We start from the raw sequence: 23,179 nt of genomic DNA, 5'->3' as shown, positions 1-23,179 counted from the left end.
GTAGTAAAGTGATTGAATTATCAAACGATGCAGCTCAACATGTACGCGATTTTTTACAAAACCGTGGTCATGGCGAAGGTATCCGTGTGGGTATCCGTACCGCAGGTTGTTCCGGTTTAGCGTATGTACTGGAATTTGTTGATGAGCCAGACCCTAACGACCAACGTTTTGAAAGCAACGGGGTTAGTGTATTTGTCGATCCAAAAAGCTTGGTTTATCTTAATGGTTTGAAAATGGATTTTGTCAAAGAAGGTCTCAATGAAGGCTTTAAATTTAGTAATCCAAACCAAAAAGGTGAGTGTGGCTGTGGTGAATCTTTCACCGTTTAGTTTTTAATATTTTTTTTGTCAGTATAGTGATGGCTCGGTAGGGGAAGTTGAAAATGGTTAATTATTTTGAGTTGATGAATATACCCCAACAATATCAAATTGATATCGCCAAGCTTCAGCAGACCCTTCGCCAACTTCAATCTAAGTTCCATCCTGATAACAATCTTGATGCGTCTGTAGCTGAGCAACACCTTTCGCTATCTGCTAATACCGATGGTTTTTTGCCTGAATCAATCGCCAAATTATCCGCACTAAAGCCTGAGCAAGCGTCTGCGATTATTAATGAAGCCTACAATACGCTTAAAAACCCTGATTCTCGCGCATCACATTTGTTGGCACTCAAAGGCATTTCACAATCTATTAACCAGCCGATTCGTGATTTGAACTTTTTAGACGATGCCATGTCATTTCGCATCGATTTAGATGATGCTGATAGCCAAAGTATTACGCAACTTAGCAAAAAACTTACCGAATGGCTAAATAATTATCAACTTGCCTTTAACGAAGTTTATCAAAAAATTGATAACCCAGCTGAAGGTGAGGTTAATGCTGATGCCTTAACCAAACAGGCGATAGATATTATTCAAAAACTACAGTTTTTGGTTAAACTGCAAGCAGATGTGGCAAAAACCACCGATGAATTAGCCCAGCAGAATTTTGATAATGATGATGATCTGTATGTGTAAATCATGATTAAAGGGTAAATCTTTCTAACATTGGTTAATTTATTTGGTTTATCATGTTTTTAATTTATAATACCATCCGTTTTGACTTTCTATAAAGATACAAACTAAGCTAAAGATATAAACTAAGCTGGTTTTATTTTCAAATTATTTTTTCTATTTTTTAATTGGTCCAATTTATGTCGTTATTACAAATCGCTGAACCCAATCAAAGTGCCAAGCCCCATGCGCATCGTTTTGCTTTAGGAATTGATTTAGGAACCACGCGCTCACTGGTAGCGGTAGTGCGTTCAGGCGAGCCACAAGTGATTGGTGATAAAGTTAGTGAGTGTCAATCCAGTGACAATAACGCCAATGACGACAGTCAAATTGCTACTCAGGTAAAAGGTAGCGATTGCCAAAAGCTTTTACCCTCGGTGGTGTATTTTGGTTTAGATGACAATGGTAATCCAGAAACTTTGGTAGGTAGTCATGCTGAAGCAATGGCAGAACAAGCGCCAAGCTACACAGTACGCTCGGTCAAACGGTTTATGGGACGAAGCATCAAGGATATTAAGTTCAATCATCCCTATGAATTAGTCGGTGATGTCGACGTCATGCCAAGTATCCAAACCCCACAAGGTGCCAAAAACCCTGTTGAAATATCAAGTATCTTGTTAAAACATCTGTATGATCGGGCAAAATTGGCATTACCTGACAATAGTATTGTAGGGGCGGTGATTACGGTGCCGGCTTATTTTGATGAAGCACAGCGCCAAGCGACTAAGGATGCGGCTAAATTGGCAGGCATTCATGTGATTCGCTTATTAAACGAGCCGACGGCTGCTGCGATGGCGTATGGGCTGAACCAATCACAAGACGAAGCGTATCATCTTATTTATGATTTGGGTGGGGGCACGTTTGATGTATCGGTGTTAAAGCTCAATCACGGTGTGTATGAGGTGCTGGCAACTGGCGGTAATAGCGCACTGGGTGGCGATGATATTGACCGCTTGATTGCTAATTGGCTGATTCAACAAACAGGCTTGAATCCATCAACCATTGATAACCATCAAAAACAGCTGCTAAACGTACAGGCTCGCACGCTTAAAGAGCAGTTGTCAAAAACAGACCAAGTGACTGCCAAGCTTTCAATCAGCGGTCAAGCTTTTGACATTGTGTTAACCCAAAGCAATCTTCGCCAAATTATCCAGCCTGTCACTGACCGTACATTAGCGGTGTGTGCGCAAGTGCTACGTGATGCTGGACTTGAGACGTCCCAGCTTGATGAAGTGGTATTGGTAGGTGGTTCGACACGAATGCCATTGATTCAGCAAATCGTAGCAGAAACGTTTAATCAGCCGCCACTGTCACGCATCAATCCAGATGAAGTCGTCGCATTAGGCGCAGCCAAATATGCCGACCAATTAATCGGACAACAGCAAAATACGGTGTTGCTGCTTGATGTCACGCCTTTATCCTTGGGGCTTGAGACCATGGGCGGTCTCACCGAAGTGATTATTCCGCGTAACACGCCCATTCCTGTGACCCGTAAACAGGTATTTACAACCTATCAAGATAACCAAAATGGTATGATTATCCATGTGGTACAAGGTGAACGCGATACGGTGGCTGACAATCGCTCGTTAGGACAGTTTAAACTGACTGATATTCCAGCGATGAAAGCAGGATTGGCGCGTATCGAAGTCACTTTTCAAATTGATGCCAATGGTCAGTTAACAGTTTGGGCTAAAGAGTTGACAACGGGCAAAGCAAGCCAAATTCAAGTCAAGCCATCTTACGGGTTGTCAGAAGATGAGCAGGAAAAACTGCTCAAAGCAGGCTTTGATTTTGCCATGCAAGATCGACTGCAGCGTAGCTTGATTGAAAGTCAGGTAGAAGCAAAACGAGAATTATTGGCGCTAGCATCTGCGCTTGCAGAATTTGGCTTTTTATTAACCGATGAGCAGAAGAATACGCTGCAAACCTCGATGGCTGATGTTCAACAGGCAATTGATGGTGCTGAACAAGCCCAGTTAGAAACAGCGAGCGCGCAGCTAAAAGTTCATAGTGATGATTTTGCTGCACTTATCATGAACCAAGCGGTCAATGAAACCATGAAAGGCACTTCAACCGCGGATTGGTCAAATTAATTTTGAATACATAAGACTATTAATTAAGAGATTGCTATGCCAAAAATTACTGTATTACCGCATCACCAAATTTGCCCCACTGGCGCAGAGATTGAACTCAATGAAGGCGATAATCTATGCCGTGGTTTGCTAGAAAAAGGCGTGAAAATTGAGCATGCTTGTGATATGTCAAAAGCTTGTACTACTTGCCATGTTATCGTGCGAAAAGGCTTTAATAGCTTGGAGGAAATGGATGATATTGAAGCTGATTTGTTAGATCGCGCTTGGGGGCTAGAGCCAAATTCGAGACTATCTTGCCAAGTCATCATCGACGATAAAGATTTGACCATTGAAATTCCAAAATATACCATCAATCACGCCTCTGAAAATCATTAATACCCACCGATAAAAAAAGGCTTACTAATCATGGTTAGTAAGCCTTTTTTGATGGCGCTACGTATTGCTAAACACTCGTTATTGCTAGAACAAGGCGCTGACTTATTCAGCGCATATGTATTAATAGCATATTATGGCGTAGCAGTCTGCGGTTTAACCGTGACTTTAGTGATGGATTTTAGGTATGCTAAGTAATCCTCAAACTGGGACTGACCGATAGTTTCGCGCACGATTTGGGCAGTTTGTTGTTTAACTTGCGGCGTGATTTGGGCGTTATCATTAGTGATAACACCGCCAACAATCACGCTCGCACCCGACATAGTAGGCCGCGTCATGACCGCTAGTTGATTGTTAACAGCAGGTTGACTAAATGCCACACCACGCTCGTCATCGCTCAGTTTGCTGTCTTGACGAGTCACAATCCCCAAATCTTGGAATGGGGCACCCGCCGCCGCAATTGAATTGGATTGTTTGACTTTGGCAGCGATGGCATTGGCCTCTGCCACTGCTAAACTTTTTGCTTTCTCTTCAATAAGTTTGGCTTTAATAACCGGCTCGGCTTCTGCTTGTGTCATGAGTTTGCTAGTGCGGTGATTGGTTGATTGTAACCATACCACTTTATCAGAGACATCTATGCCGACTGATACACTGCCTTCTTGCAGCGCCAGTGGCTCAAATGCTGCCGCTACAATAGCAGGTTGACTCAGTGCAGAGGAGTTATTGGTTTTAGGGTAGTTTTTAATCGATTTGGCGGTTAATTTATAGCGATTGGCAAGCTCGGTGATAGTAGCGCCAGCAACTGCGTCATTATTGATTTTACCAATCAAATCTTGATAGGCGGCTTCACGCTTTTGCGCCATAATTTGTTCGGTTAATACAGGCGTCAAGCTTTCAATGGTTGGTGGAGTTTGACCATTGATTTTTACCAATTTGAATAAATGATAGCCATAGTTGGTTTTGATGGGGCTCGTGACTTGACCGACTTTTAGGGTCTTGATTTGGGTCATGATGGTGTCATAATCATTGGGGAACATCGATTGGGTAATCGGACCGATATTGCCGCCATCATTTTTACTGCCTTCATCTTGCGAGTACTGTTTGGCAAGTGCCGCAAAATCCGCTTGATTGGCATCAAGTTTACTTTTTAATGAGGTTAAGGTGGCTTGTGCTTGACCACCATTCATCAAAATCATTGCCAATTCGTATTCGGTCTGGTTGTTGCTATTTTTCAAATAGGTTTGATACTGTTGCTGCAATTCCTGAGCCGTTGGGGCAGCAACAGGCAGGGCATTTTTATTGAGCTCTAAATAAATTAAATCCACCATCTCACTAGATTTAAGTGTTGCTTGATTTTTTTGATAATAACTTGCAATCTCTTGCGGCGTCACTTGTACCTGCGGCGCAAAGCTGTGCCAGTCCAAACGCAGCACTTGCACAGGGCGCGACTCAGACAGCATTGACATAAGTTTATCAATACTCCCTTGCGCAAAAATCCCTGTATTAATGATACCGCGGCTAAAGGCAGTTACCAACAAGTCTTGACGAACCGAATCAAATAATTGCTCTTTGGTCATACCGCGACTGGTTAAATAGTTAGCAAACAACTCGTTAGAAAATTTTCCGCTGGCGTCTTGAAAGGTTTTTTCTGCCATCAACATTTGGGTGATAGTGGCGTCCGACACAGTAAAACCAAGCTGGTTGGCTTGGTTGATAATCAAATAACGGTCAATCAAATTGTGCAGCATTTGCTCACGTAATTTATCGCTATTAATTAGGCTTGCATCGCCATTCACTTGCTCAAGCAACGTTTCGCGGCGCTTGTTAATCATATTTTGCAAGGTAGCATTATCGATATTTAACTCTGCAACTTTGGCGACAGCATTGGGGTCATCGCCGCTACGGACAATTGACTCAAACCCTGTGATGGCTAAAGGAAGTAAAAAAAGAACGAGCAAGGCTTTGCCCATCCAACCTTTCAAAAAATTGCGTAAAGATTCCATATTGCTCACTTGCAGTTTAGATGGATTTATTAAGGATAACTAATTAGGCTAAATAATCAAATCAAACAGGATATTATAGGGGAACTGTCCAGCAAAATCATTATCTTTCATCAAGTTGGGTAGACAGTTTTAAGATATAGCAAAATAGTAAAAAGGCAGCTTATTAGCAATTTATAAATTTTTAGATAACGCGTTATAAATTCTTAGATAGCTCGGAAATAATAGCGTCAAGGATTTTGAGTCTTGCGCTATATTTATCATCGGTGGCAATCACATACCAAGGGCGTTTTTTATGGTGGGTTAAATGAATCATGTCGGAAGCGGCTTGCACGTACTCATGCCATTTGGCGCGGTTACGCCAATCATCATCGGTAATTTTAAACTGCTTATTGGGCGTCTCTTCACGCGCTTTAAAGCGTTTAAGTTCTTCTTCTTCACTGATAGCGAGCCAAAATTTGACCACAATGGCATTGCTCTGTACCAAGTCGTTTTCAAAGCGATTGATTTCGTCATAAGCACGTTGCCAGTCTGCCTCTTTTGCAAAGCCCTCAATACGCTCAACGAGTACCCGACCATACCAACTACGGTCAAAAATGGTCACTCGGCTATTATGCAGGCGTTGTTTGAGTAAGGCGACGCATTTATTGCGTTTGAATTTTTGCGATAAATACGCTATATCCACATCTGCCATTTCATCATGGGGCAGGCGCGTCCAAAAACGCCACAGATAGGCGTGTTTTAATTCGTCTTCGGTCGGTGCAGAGATAGCGTGGATGGTAAATTCACGCGGGTCGAGTGGGGCAATGATGCGGCGTATCGCACCGCCTTTGCCTGCCGCATCCATGCCTTCAAAGACAAAGATAATATGGCGCTGACCTCGCTCACGAATCAGTTCAGCGAGTATATGTTGTTTGCTATGCAGTTGTTTTTTATAGTCTGCCTTTGCTAATGCTTGGTTATCGACGCTAACCAACTCATCAATCAGAGGGGTTGGTTTAAAAGGCAGTGGGTTGGGTTTAACAGGATTTTTGTCCGTTTTAGGGTTAGCTGATTTATCAGTTTTTGCTGGGTTGTCTTGGGCATCATCGGCTGTAGCTAGTTGGTTCATGGTCTGCAGCGCTGCTAATACAACATTGGCAAATTGGATATTTGAGGCATCAATATCCTGTCCATCTATGTGGTGCCAGCTTGATTGTAACCCCATAAGCTTGCTGCTAAAGCGTTTGAAACGTTTCACGTCTTTTTTTCGAAACCAATCTAAATGGTACAACTGTTCAGGGTCAGGCTCTTCATCGGTCAAGCGTTTTTTTAGCGTTTTGTTATCCACTGAAAACCAGCACTTGACGATATCGGTGTTGTTATTGACCAAATCTTGTTCAAACGCCTCAATGTCTTCAATCATTTGCTGTAAGCGCTGTTCATCTATATCATCGCCACAGTCAAACACATAACGAATCAAGTCAGCGTACCAGTTGCCAAAATACACGGCAATTTCACCCTTTCTAGGCAGTTGCCATGTGTGACGTTGCCAAATCGGTTGGTAGTGGCTGGGATGCTGTCCCATGGTTGCATGAACCTTGATATAGCGTGCGTCCATCCATTCGGTTAGCGCTTTAACCGCTTCGCCTTTGCCCGAATTTTCCATGCCATTCACCAAGATGAGTAACCCGCGCGAGTTTTTGCCAGCCCGTTGCTCGCGTAGGGTGGTTTGCTCGGTAATCAAGTCAAAACTTAATTGTGCCTCAAGCGTTGCAGGTGGCGTTTTGTGAAATTTATCGGTTTTGGGAGATTTGGCAGCGTGATTGGTGGGTGCAGACGCGGCTGTATTATTATTCAAGTTGTTATTTAAGTTATTATTTGAGCTATTGTTTAAACTGTTGCTATTTTGCGTTGGCATACGACCTTCTTAGGGAAATACCCAAAATTTTGCTAATGACCGCTTCATTTTTTTAAAAGATAGCAGTTATCCTACCGGTGAACAATTTACGATTTGTATTTTTGGTGGATTTACATTAAGGTAATGCGGCACAAAACTTCATTTTACTGTGGGTTTATACAATGGATAAACTGCAGTTTCTCTGTTTTGAATTTAAAAATTTTGCAAAAAAATCGAGGCCCTATGAGCAGCTTAAGCCAATTAGAACAAGATTTAAAACAATTTCGCGCCCTTCCATACCACAGCGATACCCAGTTAGCGCAAAAACTCAGTGAAGTACAAGCCTGGCAACGCGGTCGTATTCATAAAACCCACCAAGCGTTATTTGCCAGCGCCAACAACCAAGCCATGGGGGAATTTTTAATTGACCAACTATATGGGGGCGAAAAATTCAATGTGCTCGCTGAACAGCTAGAGCGCATGGTGCAAAAGGCTGAAAAACTAGAAAAATTTATCCCTGCCAATGCCGTGAGCACAGGCGCAGCCGGTATCATCGAAGCGATTAACGCCATTAAGCTTGATTTACAACTTGCTCAATATTTACAAGAGAATAATTTATCCGTGGATGAGCCATCCATGATTAAAGCCTATCAGTCCGTGAACGCAGAGTCGGCAAGACGCCAGCAGATTGCTGACCTCAAACAAATGTGCTATCGCACAGACAAATATCTTAAATCATTTATCTTACAAAAAGCATTTTCACTTGCCAAAGGCACAGCGTACAAAAAAGGCTTTCAGCCGTTATATGACTTTATCGCCGAAGGCTTTGCTGCCATCAAACCGATTAAAAGTATTGGTGCCTTTATCGAGCCATTTTGTGAAAAAGAGTTGCAAATCATTACCAATGTGCATGCTGGCAAAGAACATCCTTTTGATGTTTAGTGATAAAATAGAAAAAAATTTGCACGAACTTTGCGCTTTTAACTTTGCCAATTTTTGATTGGCGATGACCTCACTAGGAAACCACATGAACGACAATAACCATAATTCAATCCAAGACAGCTTGGTTAAAGACAGCATCCAAGCCAATGACAAACTCAATAGCCAAGTACAACAGTCACTGACAGCTGACACCACCATCAACCGTCAATTTACTGGCACAGCTGATTTGCCAGAATCCGTGCCGCAAGGTCAGCAGCTCACTCGCCCTGCATCCGCTACCCCAACTGACGCTATCCCCAATGAGTCGTCAGCGCAATCAACTAGCGGTTTTGATAAGTCGGCTATCTACAATCCGCACACTGCAGCCACTGATGGCAATGAAGAAACCCATTTTGGCTACAAAACCGTGAAAAAAGCTGAAAAACAAGAAAAAGTAGCAGAAGTGTTTACCTCTGTTGCCAAAAAATACGACATCATGAATGATTTAATGTCACTGGGTATTCATCGTCTGTGGAAACGCTATGCCATAAGCCTAACGGGCGTGCGTGCAGGTCAACGGGTGCTAGATATCGCAGGCGGCACAGGTGACTTGGCAAAAGCCTTTAGTAAAGAGGTGGGTCGCACAGGTCATGTGGTATTGGCCGATATCAATGAAGCGATGCTAGAGGTCGGTCGTGAGCGTCTGCTCAATGCAGGCTGTAGTAACGTCGATTTTGTACTCGCCAATGCTGAGACGCTGGCACCATTTGATGATGAAAGTTTTGATTTGGTGACAATTAGCTTTGGGCTACGCAACGTCACCGACAAAGACGCGGCACTGCGCTCGATGTATCGGGTGCTCAAAAAAGGTGGTCGCTTGCTGATTTTAGAATTTTCAAAACCGGTGTTTGAGCCATTTGGTAAAGTCTATGATTTGTATTCATTTACCGCATTGCCACTCATGGGTAAATTGGTGGCGAATGATAGCGAAAGCTATCAGTATTTGGCGGAGTCTATCCGTATGCACCCAGACCAACGCACCCTAAAAGGCATGATGGAAGACGCAGGGTTTGTCAATTGTGATTATCACAACTTAACAGGCGGCATCGTGGCGGTACATCGCGGGTTTAAAAAGTAACTGATGGCGAAAAATATAATAGCTCACTGAAATTTATATACTAAAAGAGAATCAGATGTTTACTGTATTACTACTCGCAGGCATTGAAAAAGTGGTTAATCTAGCGATTGCCACTGACCCCATCACCCAAGCAGGGTTACAACCGTTATCGGGTAAAGTTTTGCGCCTAGTGATGGCAGAGCCAGCCATTGAATTTGATACGATTTTTAATGATGACCATATCCGCTTTGAACCTGTGACAGTTGATGTTTTTGAACCTAAAGGTAGCGCTGTGGTAAGCAAACCTGATTGTGTTGTCAAGGTAGACAACCCTGTGCATTTGCTCAATTTGATGGGTGAACCACAAGGCAATCTGCCGATTGAGGGCGATTATAAAGTGCTGATGCAAGTCAAACAGTTAGTCGCTGGGTTTGACCCTGATATCATTGGTAAACTGCAACCTCTGATTGGTCTACCGATGGCAAGTCAACTGTCTAATCTGTTAGCCAACCTAAAAGGCACAATCGCTGTACCTGCCAAAGAGATGTTTGCCGATATTGCCAATATCAGAGAGTGGAAAACCAACGGTGCAAATACTGATGACAATACAGGCAATGAGTTAAAACAACAGCTACTAAAACTGCGGGCGGATATTGAACGTGAACAAGCCAGACTCGATGCCATCAAGCAACAGCAAGCGGCTTTATTGGAAAAGTAGATTAGAAGAATAGATTGCAAAAGTAAATTTATTGCAAAAGTTGCTTTTGCACAATCAAAATGACGGGTTAAATCCCCGTCTTTTTTTAACCATTAAAAAATTGCTTATATCATGCTAGAATTCCCACCATTGATAAGCTTTCTAACGAGTTGCCAACGTGTTACTAAATCATCGCAAACGTCTTTTACAACTGTGGCGCATTGCCGCTCATTATCGTGTTGATACGCATCTACCTATTGAAGAGACGCCGCAGCTTGAGCCCATTGCCAAACTTATCCGTATGCACCCTGCCAGCTATTTTCAAAAACCGCATCCAGACGGGGTTAGGCTAGCGCTTGAAGAGATGGGCACGCTGTTTTTAAAATTAGGGCAGCTGCTTTCCACCCGTCGTGATTTGGTCACCCCTGAGATTATTGAGCAGTTGGTGCATCTGCAAGACAGGGTGAAACCCTTTAGTGTCGATACAGTTATCGAGCAAATTGAACAATCGACAAAAAAAGGCGGTTTGGGGCAATCTATCAATCAGCTATTTGCTAGATTTGATAGCACACCGTTAGCGGCGGCATCCATCGCCCAAGTGCACACCGCACGCCTGCATGATGGGCGTGAAGTGGTGGTTAAAGTAGTTCGCCCAACCATCCGTGAACAGATTATTGAAGACTTTGAATTATTGCGCGATTTGGCAGGGTGGGCGTCAGCACGGATTGAAGCGGCGCGTGCCGTACATATTATCGATATCGTTGAAGATTATCGGCAAGTCTTGCTCAATGAGCTTGATTTAACCCTTGAAGCTGCCAATACCACCCAAATGCGTAACAACTTTTTGGGTTCATCGATGATGTATGTGCCTGAAGTGTATCAAGCCAGCAAAAACATCATGGTGATGGAACGCATTGTTGGAGTGCCGATTTCGCAAACCCAAGTATTTGATGCGCTTGGATATGATAGGGCGGCACTTGCGGCAAAAGGATTAACGATTTTTTTCACCCAAGTATTTCGCGATAATTTCTTCCATGCCGATATGCACCCTGGCAATGTGTTTGTTGAAACGCTGCCCACCGATACCCCAAATCCCAATCCCCGCTATATCGCCCTTGATTGCTCAATCGTGGGCGAGCTATCTAAAGCTGACCAAATGATTGTGGCAAGGCTTTTATTATCGGTAATGAACAATAACTTTACCGGTCTAGTGGATATCATCGCGCGAGCAGGCTGGATTCCACCCAATACCGATAAATACGCCCTCATGCGCGATATGCGCCGCACCGTGTCACCGATGATTAGTAAGCCAATCAACGACATTGATTTTGCAGGCGTGCTCATGTCGGTGCTTGATATTGCGCGTCGCTATCATTTGGACATACCGCCGCAATTAATGCTACTGCTTAAAACGCTAGTGCATGTGGAAGGTCTAGGACGGGATTTATACCCTGAGCTTGATATTTGGTCGCTCGCCAAACCGATTTTGACGGGCTGGGTGAAGCAGCAATTTGACCCGATGCAAAAAATTGGTGAGCTACGCAAGCAATTACCTGAACTGTTACTAAGTCTCAATGACATACCACAATTGCTGGATAACAGTTTGCAAAGTCTGTCAAATCTGGGTGGACACCAAGATCAGCAGCTGCGTGAAATACAGCAAATTCGCTCAGATATGCTCAAAAGTCGTCAGCAGGATTGGCTGGCGCTGCTTGGGTTTGTGGGTTCGTTATTCATCGCGCAAATGATTGCCAGTCATGCCGTTTGGCAGGTGAGTAGCTGGCTTGCGCCAATTTTTTATGTGATGGCGGTGCTGTTTGTATTGTGGCGGTTAATGGGGTAATTATGAATGGTAAAAACATTAGAAGATTTACAACCCCATACTGCCTTAATATTGCCGATTGTCATTTATCAGCAAAGACTCAGTAAAAATGAGTTTCATTTTCAGTATTTGGTTGGTTTGAGTTGTTTCACCATAGGATTGTATTTCTGTTATGTCATCGGCTCGTTAGCATTTAAAATTAACCATGATTTAATAACAACTGCGTTATGGATACTATTTAATCCATTTACTGGGGTAGTATTTTGGTTAGGGTACCTTGCATTAACAGGGGCGAAAAAATCTTTAAAACGGTTTGACCAATTACCGCAACAGTTTGTCTTTGCCAACATTAGCCAAAACACAATTGAAATTTATTCTCATTTGAGTGAGTTATGTTTTGATAGTACCTTTGACAATCTAGAATACTGTAAATCCCATGTTTTCAAAGGTACACACATTTTTGAAATTAAAGCAAAAAATAGCAAAAAAGTCGGTTTTGGCGTTAGTAGTGAATTGACTTCAACAATAGATAATCAAGACTATAGACTAAAAGGCTATGATGTTGCCTATATAATTAACCTTGCTAAAAATCGAACTGATAAAGGTGTAATGCTATTTAAAAAAGGTCTATATATCAATGGTTATTAATTTAAGATTAAATAATATTTAGGGATTATTGTGATTAAAATAATGCTCAACCAATAACTTGACGATTAAAGGCACAAAAGGTTTTGCCAAATCATGTCCCATATTCTTTATCAAATGAAACTCACTGTGCGCAATCGCCTTGGCAATCGCCCGACCATGCGCCGATGGCACCAGCCCATCTTTTTCCCCATGAATGATAATGGTTGGCTGTTTGATTTTTTGGTCGAATTTGACAATAGAGCCAGTGGCTAATATAGCTTGCAGCTGCTGAAGCGCGCCACGTGGGTGATAACTACGTTCAAACCGCAAGCGAATGAGCCGTTCTACTTCCTCTTCATCCACATGATTGGGCGAGCCGATACGCTGCATACACCACACGCCGTATGCGACCACGTCATCAATTTGGGTGGTTTTGGGATGTGACAGTAGGGTTTGCAGCTGCTTTGGCTTGGTGGGTGGTAAAAATGGCTTGTTGTTACTGGTAAACATAAGACCCAGTGTCGACACGCGTTTTGGGTATTTGGCAGCCAAAATTTGCGCAATCATACCGCCCATTGATGCCCCCACTACATACACATTGTTCAGCGCTAATTTATCAAGCAAGCGGCGGGTATCTTCAACCATGTCAAATAAGTTGTACGCCACAGGAAAATGACGGTTCGTCAAACCCACTTGCATACGCAGCATCATTTTGACATTGTTGACGGGAAAACGGGGGAAGGGTCGGGCGATTTTTGAGGATAGCCCGATATCACGATTGTCAAAACGAATCACAAAAAAGCCTGCGTCAATCAAGCCTTTGACAAAACTATCGGGCCAAAACACCAACTGCGAGCCTAAGCCCATAATCAGCAGCAAGGGCGGATTGTCGGGATTGCCACCAACTTCAACACACAGTTGTAATTCATCACCAATATCAATTATGGCACTTTGCATAAAGTCCGTAATCACTGAGGGTTCAAAATTAAATTTGGCTAAATCCATAATTTATTCCAAAAATATCAATCTGCTAGTGGGGTGTTGAATGAACTTGCCGCATTAGATGACCCGTTGCACGAGCGTGGCAACTAAGATAGTTACTAAGACAGCCAATCCGCCACTTGCTTGGTTAACGTTAAGCGCTGTTTTGCTGCTTCTTTACCGGCTAATACAAACCCTAAAATGCTACTAGTATCATCTTTTGGATGGGCGATCATGACCATGCCATCAGTCGTTGGGGTCGTTTGCCAATACAGTTGATCGTCACTGTACTGCCCTGATACGGGTAATACCACCAAAGGTAAACTAGGTGTTTTGATAGCCACCGGCATGGCAGGATACGCCACTTTGGTCGGCGCCATGTTAGGATCAGCCAAGGTTTTTGCCAAGGCTTTGGCTTGGTTCATCAATGGCATGACATAGGGCATATAGCTACCCATCACGTTGGCACAATCGCCAATGGCATAAATATGCTTTGCCGATGTGGCTAGGTAGGCATCGACCTTGATGCCTTGCTGCACTGTTCTTGGTAAATGGGTTGCTGTAGGATTGATGTGCTGTGACGATGCTATGGCAATGTTCGCTGATGCGGCAAGCTCAGTATTAGCCACCAACCCAATCGCTATCAAAACAATATCCGCCTCAAAAATTTGTGATTGGTTATCCCTGTCAAACGAGATGGTCACGGTTGCCTTATCGCTTGTATCAATAGTTGTATCAATATTTTTATTAAGGTTTGTCGTGATACTGGTGATATCAGTGCCTAAATAAAATGTCACCCCTGACTGAGTCAAAGCGTCTTGTAACATGACACCTGCTTCGCTAGGTAGCTGCTGAGCCAGTGGGCGTGCCGCTTTATCGAAGAGAGCTACTGTGATGTCAGCGGTCTGGTTAGCTGTATTTTGACCAATCAAATCATTAGCAAATTCACAACCAATCAACCCTGCACCAATAATCGCTACCTTAACCGGCGCTGATTTTTGAGATTTTAGGGTGTTTAGGCGCTGCTGAAAGCTTTTGTACTCATCTAGATGATTAACAGCAAAAATGGTTTGGTTATTGACAGCTAGATTGGGTAACAGTCTAGAATGCGCGCCTGTCGCCAATACCAAATCTCGATAAGCAAGCGTTGTTTGAGACGCTTCATTGACTAACGAGCGAACTACGATGAATTGTTCATCGGCATTAATATCGGTGACTTGATGAAAATTTAATAGGGTTAGGTTTAACGTTTCTGCCATTTTTGCCGCGCTTGCATTGGCGATGCTATCGGCAAGTTTGTTTTGCGCATAGGCATTTGACAAGGTGGGCTTAGCATAGCTATCACCACTGTCTTGACACACCATGACGATAGGCAAGCTGGTCGTTAGCTTTCTGAGCTCACGCGCTAGCGTATAACCCGCCATCCCTGAGCCAATAATGATTACAGGTTGGGGTTGTGTATTTGGCAGTTGCGCAATAGGCGCATCATTTGAACTGATACTGTCTAAGCTTACACTATTGTCACTGGCACTATCGACACTCGCATTATCGACATTGTTAGTTGATTGCATGATAAAACCCTATTATATTTATTATAGTTCAATCATTTCAAAGTCTACTTTACTGACCCCACATTCAGGGCAAGTCCAATCTTCGGGAATATCTTCCCAACGTGTGCCCGGAAGGATGCCTTCTTCTGGGCAGCCCAATGCCTCATCATACACCCAACCACACACGATACATTGATATTTTTTCATTGATAACTTTCCCTATGTTAGTGGTAACTTTTGCTATTGAAGATAAGGATAAAAATTGCAATTACAATGCCGAGCAGTATGTTAACCATGCAAAACTCACGCAATCACCTAAAAATTTAACTTGCGATAGTTTACAAGTATGCACTGAAACAAGCAAGCCAATGACAGGCAACATTCAATCCCATATCAGAACCTTTAAATCAGTTCGCCCAAGCCTAGCCTATTAATCATGGCTAAAGTAAAGGCTTAACGCCATCTATGACCCTAATTGGCTCAGCCTGAAAAAATTGCTAGAATGAGGCACGCTTTAGCAATTTTCACTTAATTTTCACTTAACACTTAATTTTTCTGAACTCGGTCAATCCTATGCAATCGATTATATCCCCTGATTCACCACACCCATTTTGGCAAATCATCAGAGTGGTACCTGATTTTCCCAAACAAGGCATTGCGTTTTATGATATCACGCCATTATTGCGCGCTCACGTCAATGCGGTAATTGATGCGTTACTGGCAGCGATACCACAGCCAGTGTTTGAGGCGGTTGATTGCTTTGGCGCTATTGAAGCACGGGGGTTTATTTTTGCTAGCCTGTTGGCGGGTCGAACAGGCAAAGGCATGGTATTGGTACGCAAGGAAGGCAAGCTGCCACCGCCTGTGGCGAATAAAAGCTATGCGCTAGAGTATGGTAGTGATACTTTAGAGATGCAGGCGGGACTTGCGCCCGCGAATGTGTTATTGGTGGACGATATATTGGCGACAGGCGGCACCTTGAGCGCTGCGGTGGGGCTTTGTGGGGCTGCAGGGCATCAGGTGTTAGGCGCACTTGTATTGCTTGATTTGGTGGATTTGCATCAACCGCTTGCTATACCACTTTATACCGTGTTGCAAGCTAAAGGTTAGTGGGATGGCATGGGGCTAATCATGATTAAAGGACATGATTAGCCGCTAACAAAAATTTAATGAACCAAGCGTCATTCATCAAAGTTTTAATGAATAAAGCTTTAATTAATAACGCTTAATTAACCAAGCCTCTCAAAGTTTGTTCTAACGCTTCTCTAGCTTGGATAAAGCCTTCAATACCGGCAGATAATAACGTTTGGCTGATAGGATCAAGCGCATGCTGCTCGGCAAATTGGGTCTCATCAAGGGTTTGTTTTTTGAGGTCAATAAACTTCATGTCGGGGAATAGCTGACGCTCGACTTTGACGTCCATCGTGGCAAGTTGGTCTAGCAAATCAGGCGCAATCGTTAATAAGTCACAACCTGCCAATACCAATATTTGCTCAATGCTGCGAAAACTAGCGCCCATGATTTGGGTGGTGTAGCCATGCTGTTTGAAGTAATGATAGATAGTTTTGACTGAGTTCACGCCTTTATCACGGCTGATTTCGATGCTATCGATTCCTTCGTCTTTTTTCTGCCAATCCAAAATCCGTCCGACAAATGGCGAAATCAAGGTAACATCGGCATCGGCACAGGCTTTGGCTTGGTGCAAACCAAATAGTAGCGTCACATTACAATGGATACCTTGTTGCTCTAACGCTTTGGCGGCTTGGATACCTTCCCACGTGCCAGCGATTTTGATGAGTACGCGTTTTTTATCAATCCCAGCGGCTTCATACGCTTTGATAAATTGCTGCGCTTTGACAATTGTGCCATCGGTATCATAAGACAATCTTGCATCCACTTCAGTGGAAACACGACCATCAATCAGTTTTAAAATTTCGGTGCCGATATAAATGGTGAGCTCATCAATCACTGCATCGATATCATTGGGGTATTTTTGTAATGTCTCAATTAAAATAGGCTGCATTTGTGGCGCTGACAATGCCTTGGTAATCAAGCTTGGGTTGGTGGTCGCATCGACTGGTTTTAAGCGGGCAATCGCTTGCAAATCCCCAGTATCTGCCACAATGGTTGTCATCATTTTTAGTTGGTTTAAGCTGCTAGTCATGTACTTTCCTAAATGTCAAATTGCTGCATGTCACTGATAACCTATCACGGACAAAATAGTATAGTTTCATTCAATGTTGTTTAACCTATGTCAAAAGCTATCACAAACATTGTGACAATCGCTAGTTTTTTTTCTATTTTGCAAGTATTTGTTAAGCGCTAAGCAGAAAAATCCAATTTTTTTTAGGGTATGCCAAAAATATTGTGTCTATATCAATAATTGTGATGAAAAAGCGCCGAGCGAAACTCGATTAACAGGCGTGATTTGTGCTAGTATTAGGCAATTTCTGCTATAAAGCCATTTGGTAACTTTGTATATTTCAAGGTATATTTCAAAGTATATTTCAAGCTAGGCTGCCTGTGATTTATGACCCTCAATCCTATCGCGCAGGTCAGTGTTGACTGTTGAGTTGTAATTTTATGAATGAACAAACGATGAGCAATGATGAATTAGTTGGACTTCGCCAAAAAATCGATGAAGTGGATGAAAAAATCCAGCGATTAATCAACGAGCGAGCAGGCTATGCGGTGCAAGTAGCCAAAGCCAAAAAGACGCAAGAAGACAATCCGATTTTTTATCGCCCAGAGCGAGAAGCACAGGTGCTAAAAAAGGTGATGGCGCGCAACGAATCTATGGGCGGGGTACTACCAGCGGATAAGATGGCGCGTTTGTTCCGTGAGATTATGTCGGTGTGTTTGGACTTAGAAGCGCCACAAAAAATTGCGTATTTGGGCCCTGCAGGTACCTTTACCCACATGGCAGCGCTGAAGCATTTTGGTAAAGCCGCTACCACAGTGCCGCTATCGACCATTGCTGATGTGTTTCGTGAAGTGGAAGCCGGCTCTGCGATGTATGGCGTCGTCCCTGTGGAAAATTCCTCAGAAGGGGTGGTCAACCATACCCTTGATGGATTTTTATCCTCCGATTTAAAAATCATTGGCGAGGTGGAATTACCGGTGCATCATCAGTTTTTGGTGGGTGAGCATACCAAAGTGGGCGCAATTTCAAAAATTTATGCCCACAGCCAAGCGCTTGCCCAATGCCGCCAATGGTTAGATACCCATTATCCCAATGTCGAGCGGGTGGCAGTCTCTAGTAATGGTGAAGCGGCGCGGCGTATCAAAAATGAGTGGCACTCAGCCGCTATTGCAGGGGAAGTGGCAGCAAGCGAATATAATTTGCACAAACTATTTGAAAACATCGAAGATACCCCATTTAACACCACACGTTTTTTAATCATTGGCCGCGAAGCAGTAGCGCCGTCAGGTCAAGATAAAACCTCGATTTTAGTGTCAGCCAAAGATCAGGCGGGCGCGCTGATTCAAATATTGCAGCCACTAGCTAAACATGGGGTGTCGATGACCAGTATCGAAACCCGCCCAGAGCGTCCAAACAAATGGGCTTATGTGTTCTTTATTGATATGCTTGGTCATATTGACGATGCCAATATGCAAGCCGCGCTCGCTGAGATTCGTCCCCAAGTCAAAGATTTACGGGTATTAGGCGCTTATCCAAAAGCGGTGATTTAACCGTTTTTGGCAATAAAATTTTATCAGTATCCATCATCAACGAAAGGTTTTGATATGACGATCCAATCGGTCAATCACAGTATTGAGCAGTTAAAAGCTTATGAAATGGATAAATCCAATGAAGAGCTGACCCGTGAGTATGGCTTGGGTGACATCGTCAAATTGGCGAGCAATGAAAATCCAACCGGCTGCTCGCCACACGTGACCTTGGCAATCACGTCAAAACTGGGGGAATTATCTCGTTATCCCGATGGCGCCGGGCAAGGGCTTAAACAAGCGTTAGCCGATTTTTTGGGCTGTGAAACAAAACAAATTGTGTTGGGGAATGGCTCTAATGAGTTACTCAATAACATTACCGCAAGCTTTGCCGATGGCGATGATGTGATTGTGTATTCTCAATACGCGTTTTCGGATTACGAATTGGCGTCTTTGGGTATTAGTGAGCGAACCCAACAAGTCGCTGCCAAAAATTTTGCTCATGATTTGCCTGCGATGCTTGAGACGGTCAATCAAACCGCCAATTGTAAAATGGTGATTATCACCAATCCCAACAACCCCACCGGCACTGTGCTTGCCAAAGATGATCTGATTAAATTCATCAAAAAAGTGCCATCGGAGGTGTTGGTGGTGATTGATGAGGCTTACATCGAATTTGCGCCAACGCTCAGCTGTGTAGATTTGACCCAAGAGTATGACAATGTCATTGTGCTACGTAGCTTTTCCAAAGCTTATGGACTGGCAGCCTTGCGCATTGGTTATGCCGTAAGCAGCGCAAGCATTGCCGAGATTTTAAATTATACGCGTCAGTCGTTTAATACCAGTACGTTGGCGCATGCCGCCGCCACAGCAGCGATTAAAGACCAACATTTTATTAACCAATATTTGGCGTTTAACCATGAGCAAAGACAAGCCTTATATGATGGCTTGGATAGCTTAGGTGTCGTCTATGTCAAATCAGCGACCAACTTTGTGATGGTCAATGTCGGTGATGGCATGGACATCTACCAAACTTTGATTGAGCAAGGTGTGGTAGTGCGGCCGATGGTTGGCTACGGTCTGCCAGCCTGGATACGTGTGAGTGTGGGTTTGCCTGAAGAAATTAATCGTTTTTTAGATACGTTGGCGCAGGTATTGAGCTAAGCCAATGTTAGAAAAAAATCGTGAAGTATTTTGGCATTTTTTAGCGTTATTTGTGGTCATCGTTTGGGGAACAACATTAGCAAGCACCAAGGTGCTGCTGGCGGATATGTCACCCATTCAGATTTTGCTGTATCGGTCGTTATTTGCCTATGGGTTATTGTTTGCCATGTCACCTAGACTGCAAACCTTTAGTAGTGTAAAAAACGAAGTGTTGTATTTTTTGTCGGGGCTGTGCGGTATCACCTTGTATTTTTTGCTAGAAAATACCGCATTGCTATATACCTATAGTAGTAATGCGGCGCTGCTAGTCACAGCATCCCCCTTGTTTACGGTGCTGATTGCCAGTTTTATCATTAAAACCCATGCCTTTAGCAAGTTGCTGTTGATAGCCTGTGTGATGGCGTTGGTTGGCGTGGCATTAGTACTGGCTAATCAGCCGATGAGTTTAACCAATGGCATGCTAGGTAATATTTTAGCGATATTAAGTGGGTTGGCGTGGTCATTTTTTGGCTTTGCTAACAGTGCAATTAAAGATGCGCTCAACCCGATGGTACGCATGCGTAAAGTGTTTTTGTATGGCATAATCACCGCGTCGCTGTATATGCTTGTGACAGGTGAAGCCTTTATCAACCTTCACGCGTTTACGCCCATCAATCTGGCAAATTTGCTGTTTTTAGGTGGTATCGCTTCCGCCTTGTGTTTTGTGTTGTGGACCAATGCCAATAAGCATTTGGGCGTGGTAAAAACCTCGCTGTATATTTATTTTATTCCGCTCATTGCGGTATTGTTGGGTGTGGTTTTATTGGGCGAAAAAATAACCGTCAGCACTATGTTGGGTGGGATTTTGATTGCGCTCGCAGTCTTTTTAGCAAATTATAAAAAATCGGTAAGTTAAATGTTTGAAAAAGTGTGTTTTATTGGGCTAGGGCTCATCGGCGCAAGTTTGGCACAAGCCATGCGTGATAAAAATCTTGCCAAATCAATTGTGGCGGTCAGCCGTTCACAAGCAACCATTGACAAAGGTATCAACTACGGACTGCTTGATGCAGGATTTGATGATGCTGCCCTGGCGGTGCAAGGGTCAGACTTGGTGGTGATAGCCACGCCGGTACAGGCGGTCAAAAAGATTTTTGAACAAATCAAACCCGTCATTACCGATAAAACTATTATCATGGATGTGGGCAGTACCAAAGGCAATATCATTGCAGATGCCAGCGCGGTGTTTGGTGAGGATATGCCCAAAGGTTTTGTGCCGGCCCATCCGATTGCCGGCGCAGAAAAATCAGGGATTGATGCGCGTAATGCCAAACTATTTGATAACCACAAAATTATCTTAACGCCGCTAGATACCACTAGCAAACAAGCCGTTAAAAAAGTGATTGCACTATGGGCGCAGACTGGCGCAGAAGTGGTGACCATGCCAGCGGATTATCATGATAAGGTGCTCGCGCGTACCAGTCATTTACCCCACTTGCTAGCCTACAATCTAGTTGCGCAATTAGCCAAGCACAACGACAATATGGATATTTTTCGTTTCGCGGCGGGTGGCTTTCGGGATTTTACCCGTATCGCCGCCAGCGACCCAACCATGTGGCATGATATTTTTTATGCCAATAAAACCGCGCTCCTCGATGCCATTGATGAATTTAGTGAGCAATTAAGCCAGTTGAAAGCAATTATCGAAACCAATGATTCTGAGCAGATGCTGGGTATATTGACCCAAGCCCAAGCCGCCCGACAACATTTTGGACATATGTTAAATAAAACGCCTTATTTGGAAAAACAAGCCATGAAGCAAACTTACGTTATCGCCCCAGCCCAACAATTTGAAGGCAGTCACACCGTCGCAGGTGATAAGTCTATTTCCCACCGTTCGATTATGTTTGGTTCGTTAGCCAAAGGTACCACCACGGTGACAGGGTTTTTGGAAGGTGAAGACGCACTCGCTACTTTGCAGGCCTTTCGCGATATGGGCGTAGTGATTGAAGGTCCAAACCAAGGCAGGGTAGTGATTCATGGGGTTGGATTACATGGGTTAAAACCTTCACATGATCCGCTATACATGGGTAATTCAGGCACCAGTATGCGCTTGTTATCAGGTATTTTATCGGCACAAAAATTTGATTCGGTGATGACGGGCGACCCGAGTTTATCCAAACGTCCCATGGAACGCGTCGCCAAGCCACTGCGTGACATGGGTGCCAAAATCCAAACCACGGGCGAAAAAGGCACGCCGCCGATTAGCATCACCGGTAATCAAAATTTAACAGGTATCAGCTATGAAATGCCGATGGCATCAGCGCAGGTGAAATCGTGTTTGCTGTTAGCAGGGCTATGGGCACAAGGTACTACCACGGTGATTGAGCCAGAAGTGACGCGCGATCATACCGAGCGCATGCTGACGGCATTTGGTTATCCTGTGACAGTGTCAAAAGTGCACAATGGCAATCAAATCAGTGTGACAGGGGGCGGCGAATTAACGGCATGTGATATCGCAGTGCCTGCTGATATTTCATCTGCGGCATTTTTTATGGTGGCAGGCGCCATCGCCCAACAAGGCAATGTGACCATCAAAAAAGTGGGCATCAATCCCACGCGCACTGGCGTGATTGATATCTTAAAGCTGATGGGCGCTGATTTGACATTGATCAATGAAACCACCGTTGGCGGTGAGCCAGTTGCCGATATCGTGGTGAAATCTTCAAAATTGCAAGGTATTGAGATTCCTGAGCACTTGGTGCCACTCGCCATTGATGAATTCCCTGTGCTGTTTGTGGCAGCAAGTTGTGCCACGGGTAAAACCGTGCTGCATGGCGCAGCTGAACTGCGCGTTAAAGAATCTGACCGTATTCAAGTCATGGCAGATGGGCTAAAAACCTTAGGAATTGCCTGTACTGTACTCGATGATGGCATCGAAATTGAAGGTCGCGGTGATGTGGCACAGGTGTTTGGCGGTGGTGAGATTGAATGTCACCATGACCATCGCATTGCCATGAGTTTTACTGTGGCAAGTTTGCGAGCAAGCGATACGATTACCATTCATGGTACTGAAACGGTCAATACTAGCTTCCCTAACTTTGCTGAACTGGTCAATAGTGCAGGATTGCAAGTTAAAGTGGTGACTGACTAAACCTAGGTGAGCTAAATTTGTATCACTGTCGCAAGTCTTTACATTGATGACATGAAAACTAAGATAGACTATGACTTTCTTAGTTTTGACTTTTTTATAAAAAATA

The 23,179-nt window shown here is 43.7% G+C and carries 20 protein-coding genes; 14 read left to right on the top strand and 6 right to left on the bottom strand.

Annotation, left to right across the window (positions count from 1 at the left end):
• Positions 1-8 precede the first annotated feature (8 nt).
• From iscA to fdx, 4 genes are all read left to right on the top strand, one after another.
• Positions 9-329 carry an iron-sulfur cluster assembly protein IscA gene (gene iscA, locus RT084_RS01760; RefSeq protein WP_065252641.1) on the top strand — a complete coding sequence of 107 codons (321 nt, stop codon included), beginning with the start codon at positions 9-11 and terminating at the stop codon, positions 327-329.
• A 53-nt stretch (positions 330-382) separates the two neighbouring features.
• On the top strand, positions 383-1,015 hold the full coding sequence (locus RT084_RS01755) for a Fe-S protein assembly co-chaperone HscB (RefSeq protein ID WP_312383558.1): 633 nt from the start codon (positions 383-385) through the stop codon (positions 1,013-1,015).
• A gap of 176 nt (positions 1,016-1,191) precedes the next feature.
• Positions 1,192-3,144 carry a Fe-S protein assembly chaperone HscA gene (hscA, locus tag RT084_RS01750; protein ID WP_312383560.1) on the top strand — a complete coding sequence of 651 codons (1,953 nt, stop codon included), beginning with the start codon at positions 1,192-1,194 and terminating at the stop codon, positions 3,142-3,144.
• A 36-nt stretch (positions 3,145-3,180) separates the two neighbouring features.
• The gene (gene fdx, locus RT084_RS01745; protein WP_062330444.1) at positions 3,181-3,519 is read left to right on the top strand and encodes an ISC system 2Fe-2S type ferredoxin; all 339 of its coding nucleotides are present in this window, start codon (positions 3,181-3,183) and stop codon (positions 3,517-3,519) included.
• 131 nt (positions 3,520-3,650) lie between these two features.
• On the opposite strand, the gene RT084_RS01740 is transcribed toward fdx, so the two are convergent.
• On the bottom strand, positions 3,651-5,519 hold the full coding sequence (locus RT084_RS01740) for a SurA N-terminal domain-containing protein (RefSeq protein ID WP_062330446.1): 1,869 nt from the start codon (positions 5,517-5,519) through the stop codon (positions 3,651-3,653).
• Between the two features lie 193 nt (positions 5,520-5,712).
• Positions 5,713-7,416, bottom strand: coding sequence for an ATPase (locus tag RT084_RS01735; protein WP_312383566.1), 1,704 nt, complete (start codon positions 7,414-7,416; stop codon positions 5,713-5,715).
• A 222-nt stretch (positions 7,417-7,638) separates the two neighbouring features.
• Between RT084_RS01735 and RT084_RS01730 the strand changes: the two genes are divergently transcribed.
• From RT084_RS01730 to RT084_RS01710, 5 genes are all read left to right on the top strand, one after another.
• Positions 7,639-8,337: a DUF8198 family protein gene (locus RT084_RS01730; protein WP_312383568.1), complete on the top strand. Its 699-nt coding sequence runs from the start codon at positions 7,639-7,641 to the stop codon at positions 8,335-8,337.
• Between the two features lie 85 nt (positions 8,338-8,422).
• Positions 8,423-9,454, top strand: a complete 1,032-nt coding sequence (gene ubiE, locus RT084_RS01725) for a bifunctional demethylmenaquinone methyltransferase/2-methoxy-6-polyprenyl-1,4-benzoquinol methylase UbiE (RefSeq protein ID WP_312383569.1) — start codon at positions 8,423-8,425, stop codon at positions 9,452-9,454.
• Positions 9,455-9,509: 55 nt separating this feature from the next.
• Positions 9,510-10,151: a ubiquinone biosynthesis accessory factor UbiJ gene (locus tag RT084_RS01720; protein ID WP_312383571.1), complete on the top strand. Its 642-nt coding sequence runs from the start codon at positions 9,510-9,512 to the stop codon at positions 10,149-10,151.
• Positions 10,152-10,308: 157 nt separating this feature from the next.
• On the top strand, positions 10,309-11,973 hold the full coding sequence (locus tag RT084_RS01715; protein ID WP_312383573.1) for an ABC1 kinase family protein: 1,665 nt from the start codon (positions 10,309-10,311) through the stop codon (positions 11,971-11,973).
• Positions 11,974-11,979: 6 nt separating this feature from the next.
• Positions 11,980-12,600 (top strand): hypothetical protein, encoded by a 621-nt coding sequence (locus tag RT084_RS01710; protein ID WP_312383575.1) that lies wholly within the window; start codon positions 11,980-11,982, stop codon positions 12,598-12,600.
• Positions 12,601-12,618: 18 nt separating this feature from the next.
• On the opposite strand, the gene RT084_RS01705 is transcribed toward RT084_RS01710, so the two are convergent.
• The 3 genes from RT084_RS01705 to rubA form a co-directional block, all read right to left on the bottom strand.
• Positions 12,619-13,584 carry an alpha/beta fold hydrolase gene (locus RT084_RS01705; protein WP_313097416.1) on the bottom strand — a complete coding sequence of 322 codons (966 nt, stop codon included), beginning with the start codon at positions 13,582-13,584 and terminating at the stop codon, positions 12,619-12,621.
• A 95-nt stretch (positions 13,585-13,679) separates the two neighbouring features.
• On the bottom strand, positions 13,680-15,131 hold the full coding sequence (locus RT084_RS01700; RefSeq protein WP_313097414.1) for an FAD-dependent oxidoreductase: 1,452 nt from the start codon (positions 15,129-15,131) through the stop codon (positions 13,680-13,682).
• 21 nt (positions 15,132-15,152) lie between these two features.
• Positions 15,153-15,317 (bottom strand): rubredoxin RubA, encoded by a 165-nt coding sequence (rubA, locus tag RT084_RS01695; protein WP_036589380.1) that lies wholly within the window; start codon positions 15,315-15,317, stop codon positions 15,153-15,155.
• 366 nt (positions 15,318-15,683) lie between these two features.
• Here rubA and RT084_RS01690 point away from each other — a divergent pair, with 366 nt between their 5' ends.
• Entirely contained in the window at positions 15,684-16,220 is a 537-nt protein-coding gene (locus RT084_RS01690) for an adenine phosphoribosyltransferase (RefSeq protein ID WP_313097412.1), read from the top strand.
• Positions 16,221-16,335: 115 nt separating this feature from the next.
• Here RT084_RS01690 and RT084_RS01685 read toward each other — a convergent pair whose 3' ends face one another.
• On the bottom strand, positions 16,336-17,274 hold the full coding sequence (locus RT084_RS01685; protein ID WP_313097410.1) for a transaldolase: 939 nt from the start codon (positions 17,272-17,274) through the stop codon (positions 16,336-16,338).
• Positions 17,275-17,693: 419 nt separating this feature from the next.
• On the opposite strand from RT084_RS01685, the gene pheA reads away from it, so the two are divergent.
• Genes pheA through RT084_RS01665 form a run of 4 tightly spaced genes read left to right on the top strand, consistent with a single transcriptional unit; the run spans position 17,694 to position 23,073 of the window.
• The gene (gene pheA / locus RT084_RS01680) at positions 17,694-18,803 is read left to right on the top strand and encodes a prephenate dehydratase (RefSeq protein ID WP_313097407.1); all 1,110 of its coding nucleotides are present in this window, start codon (positions 17,694-17,696) and stop codon (positions 18,801-18,803) included.
• A 54-nt stretch (positions 18,804-18,857) separates the two neighbouring features.
• Positions 18,858-19,943: a histidinol-phosphate transaminase gene (hisC, locus tag RT084_RS01675; protein ID WP_313097405.1), complete on the top strand. Its 1,086-nt coding sequence runs from the start codon at positions 18,858-18,860 to the stop codon at positions 19,941-19,943.
• 4 nt (positions 19,944-19,947) lie between these two features.
• Entirely contained in the window at positions 19,948-20,838 is an 891-nt protein-coding gene (locus RT084_RS01670; protein ID WP_313097404.1) for a DMT family transporter, read from the top strand.
• Positions 20,839-23,073 (top strand): bifunctional prephenate dehydrogenase/3-phosphoshikimate 1-carboxyvinyltransferase, encoded by a 2,235-nt coding sequence (locus RT084_RS01665; protein WP_312383591.1) that lies wholly within the window; start codon positions 20,839-20,841, stop codon positions 23,071-23,073.
• Positions 23,074-23,179: the final 106 nt, after the last annotated feature.

Origin of the sequence: Moraxella sp. CTOTU48717, from assembly GCF_032057165.1 — a bacterium.
GTDB classification, from domain to species: Bacteria; Pseudomonadota; Gammaproteobacteria; order Pseudomonadales; family Moraxellaceae; genus Faucicola; species Faucicola tetraodonis.
Note: the sequence above shows the minus strand (reverse complement) of the source record. Positions and strands in the feature narration are given on the sequence as shown.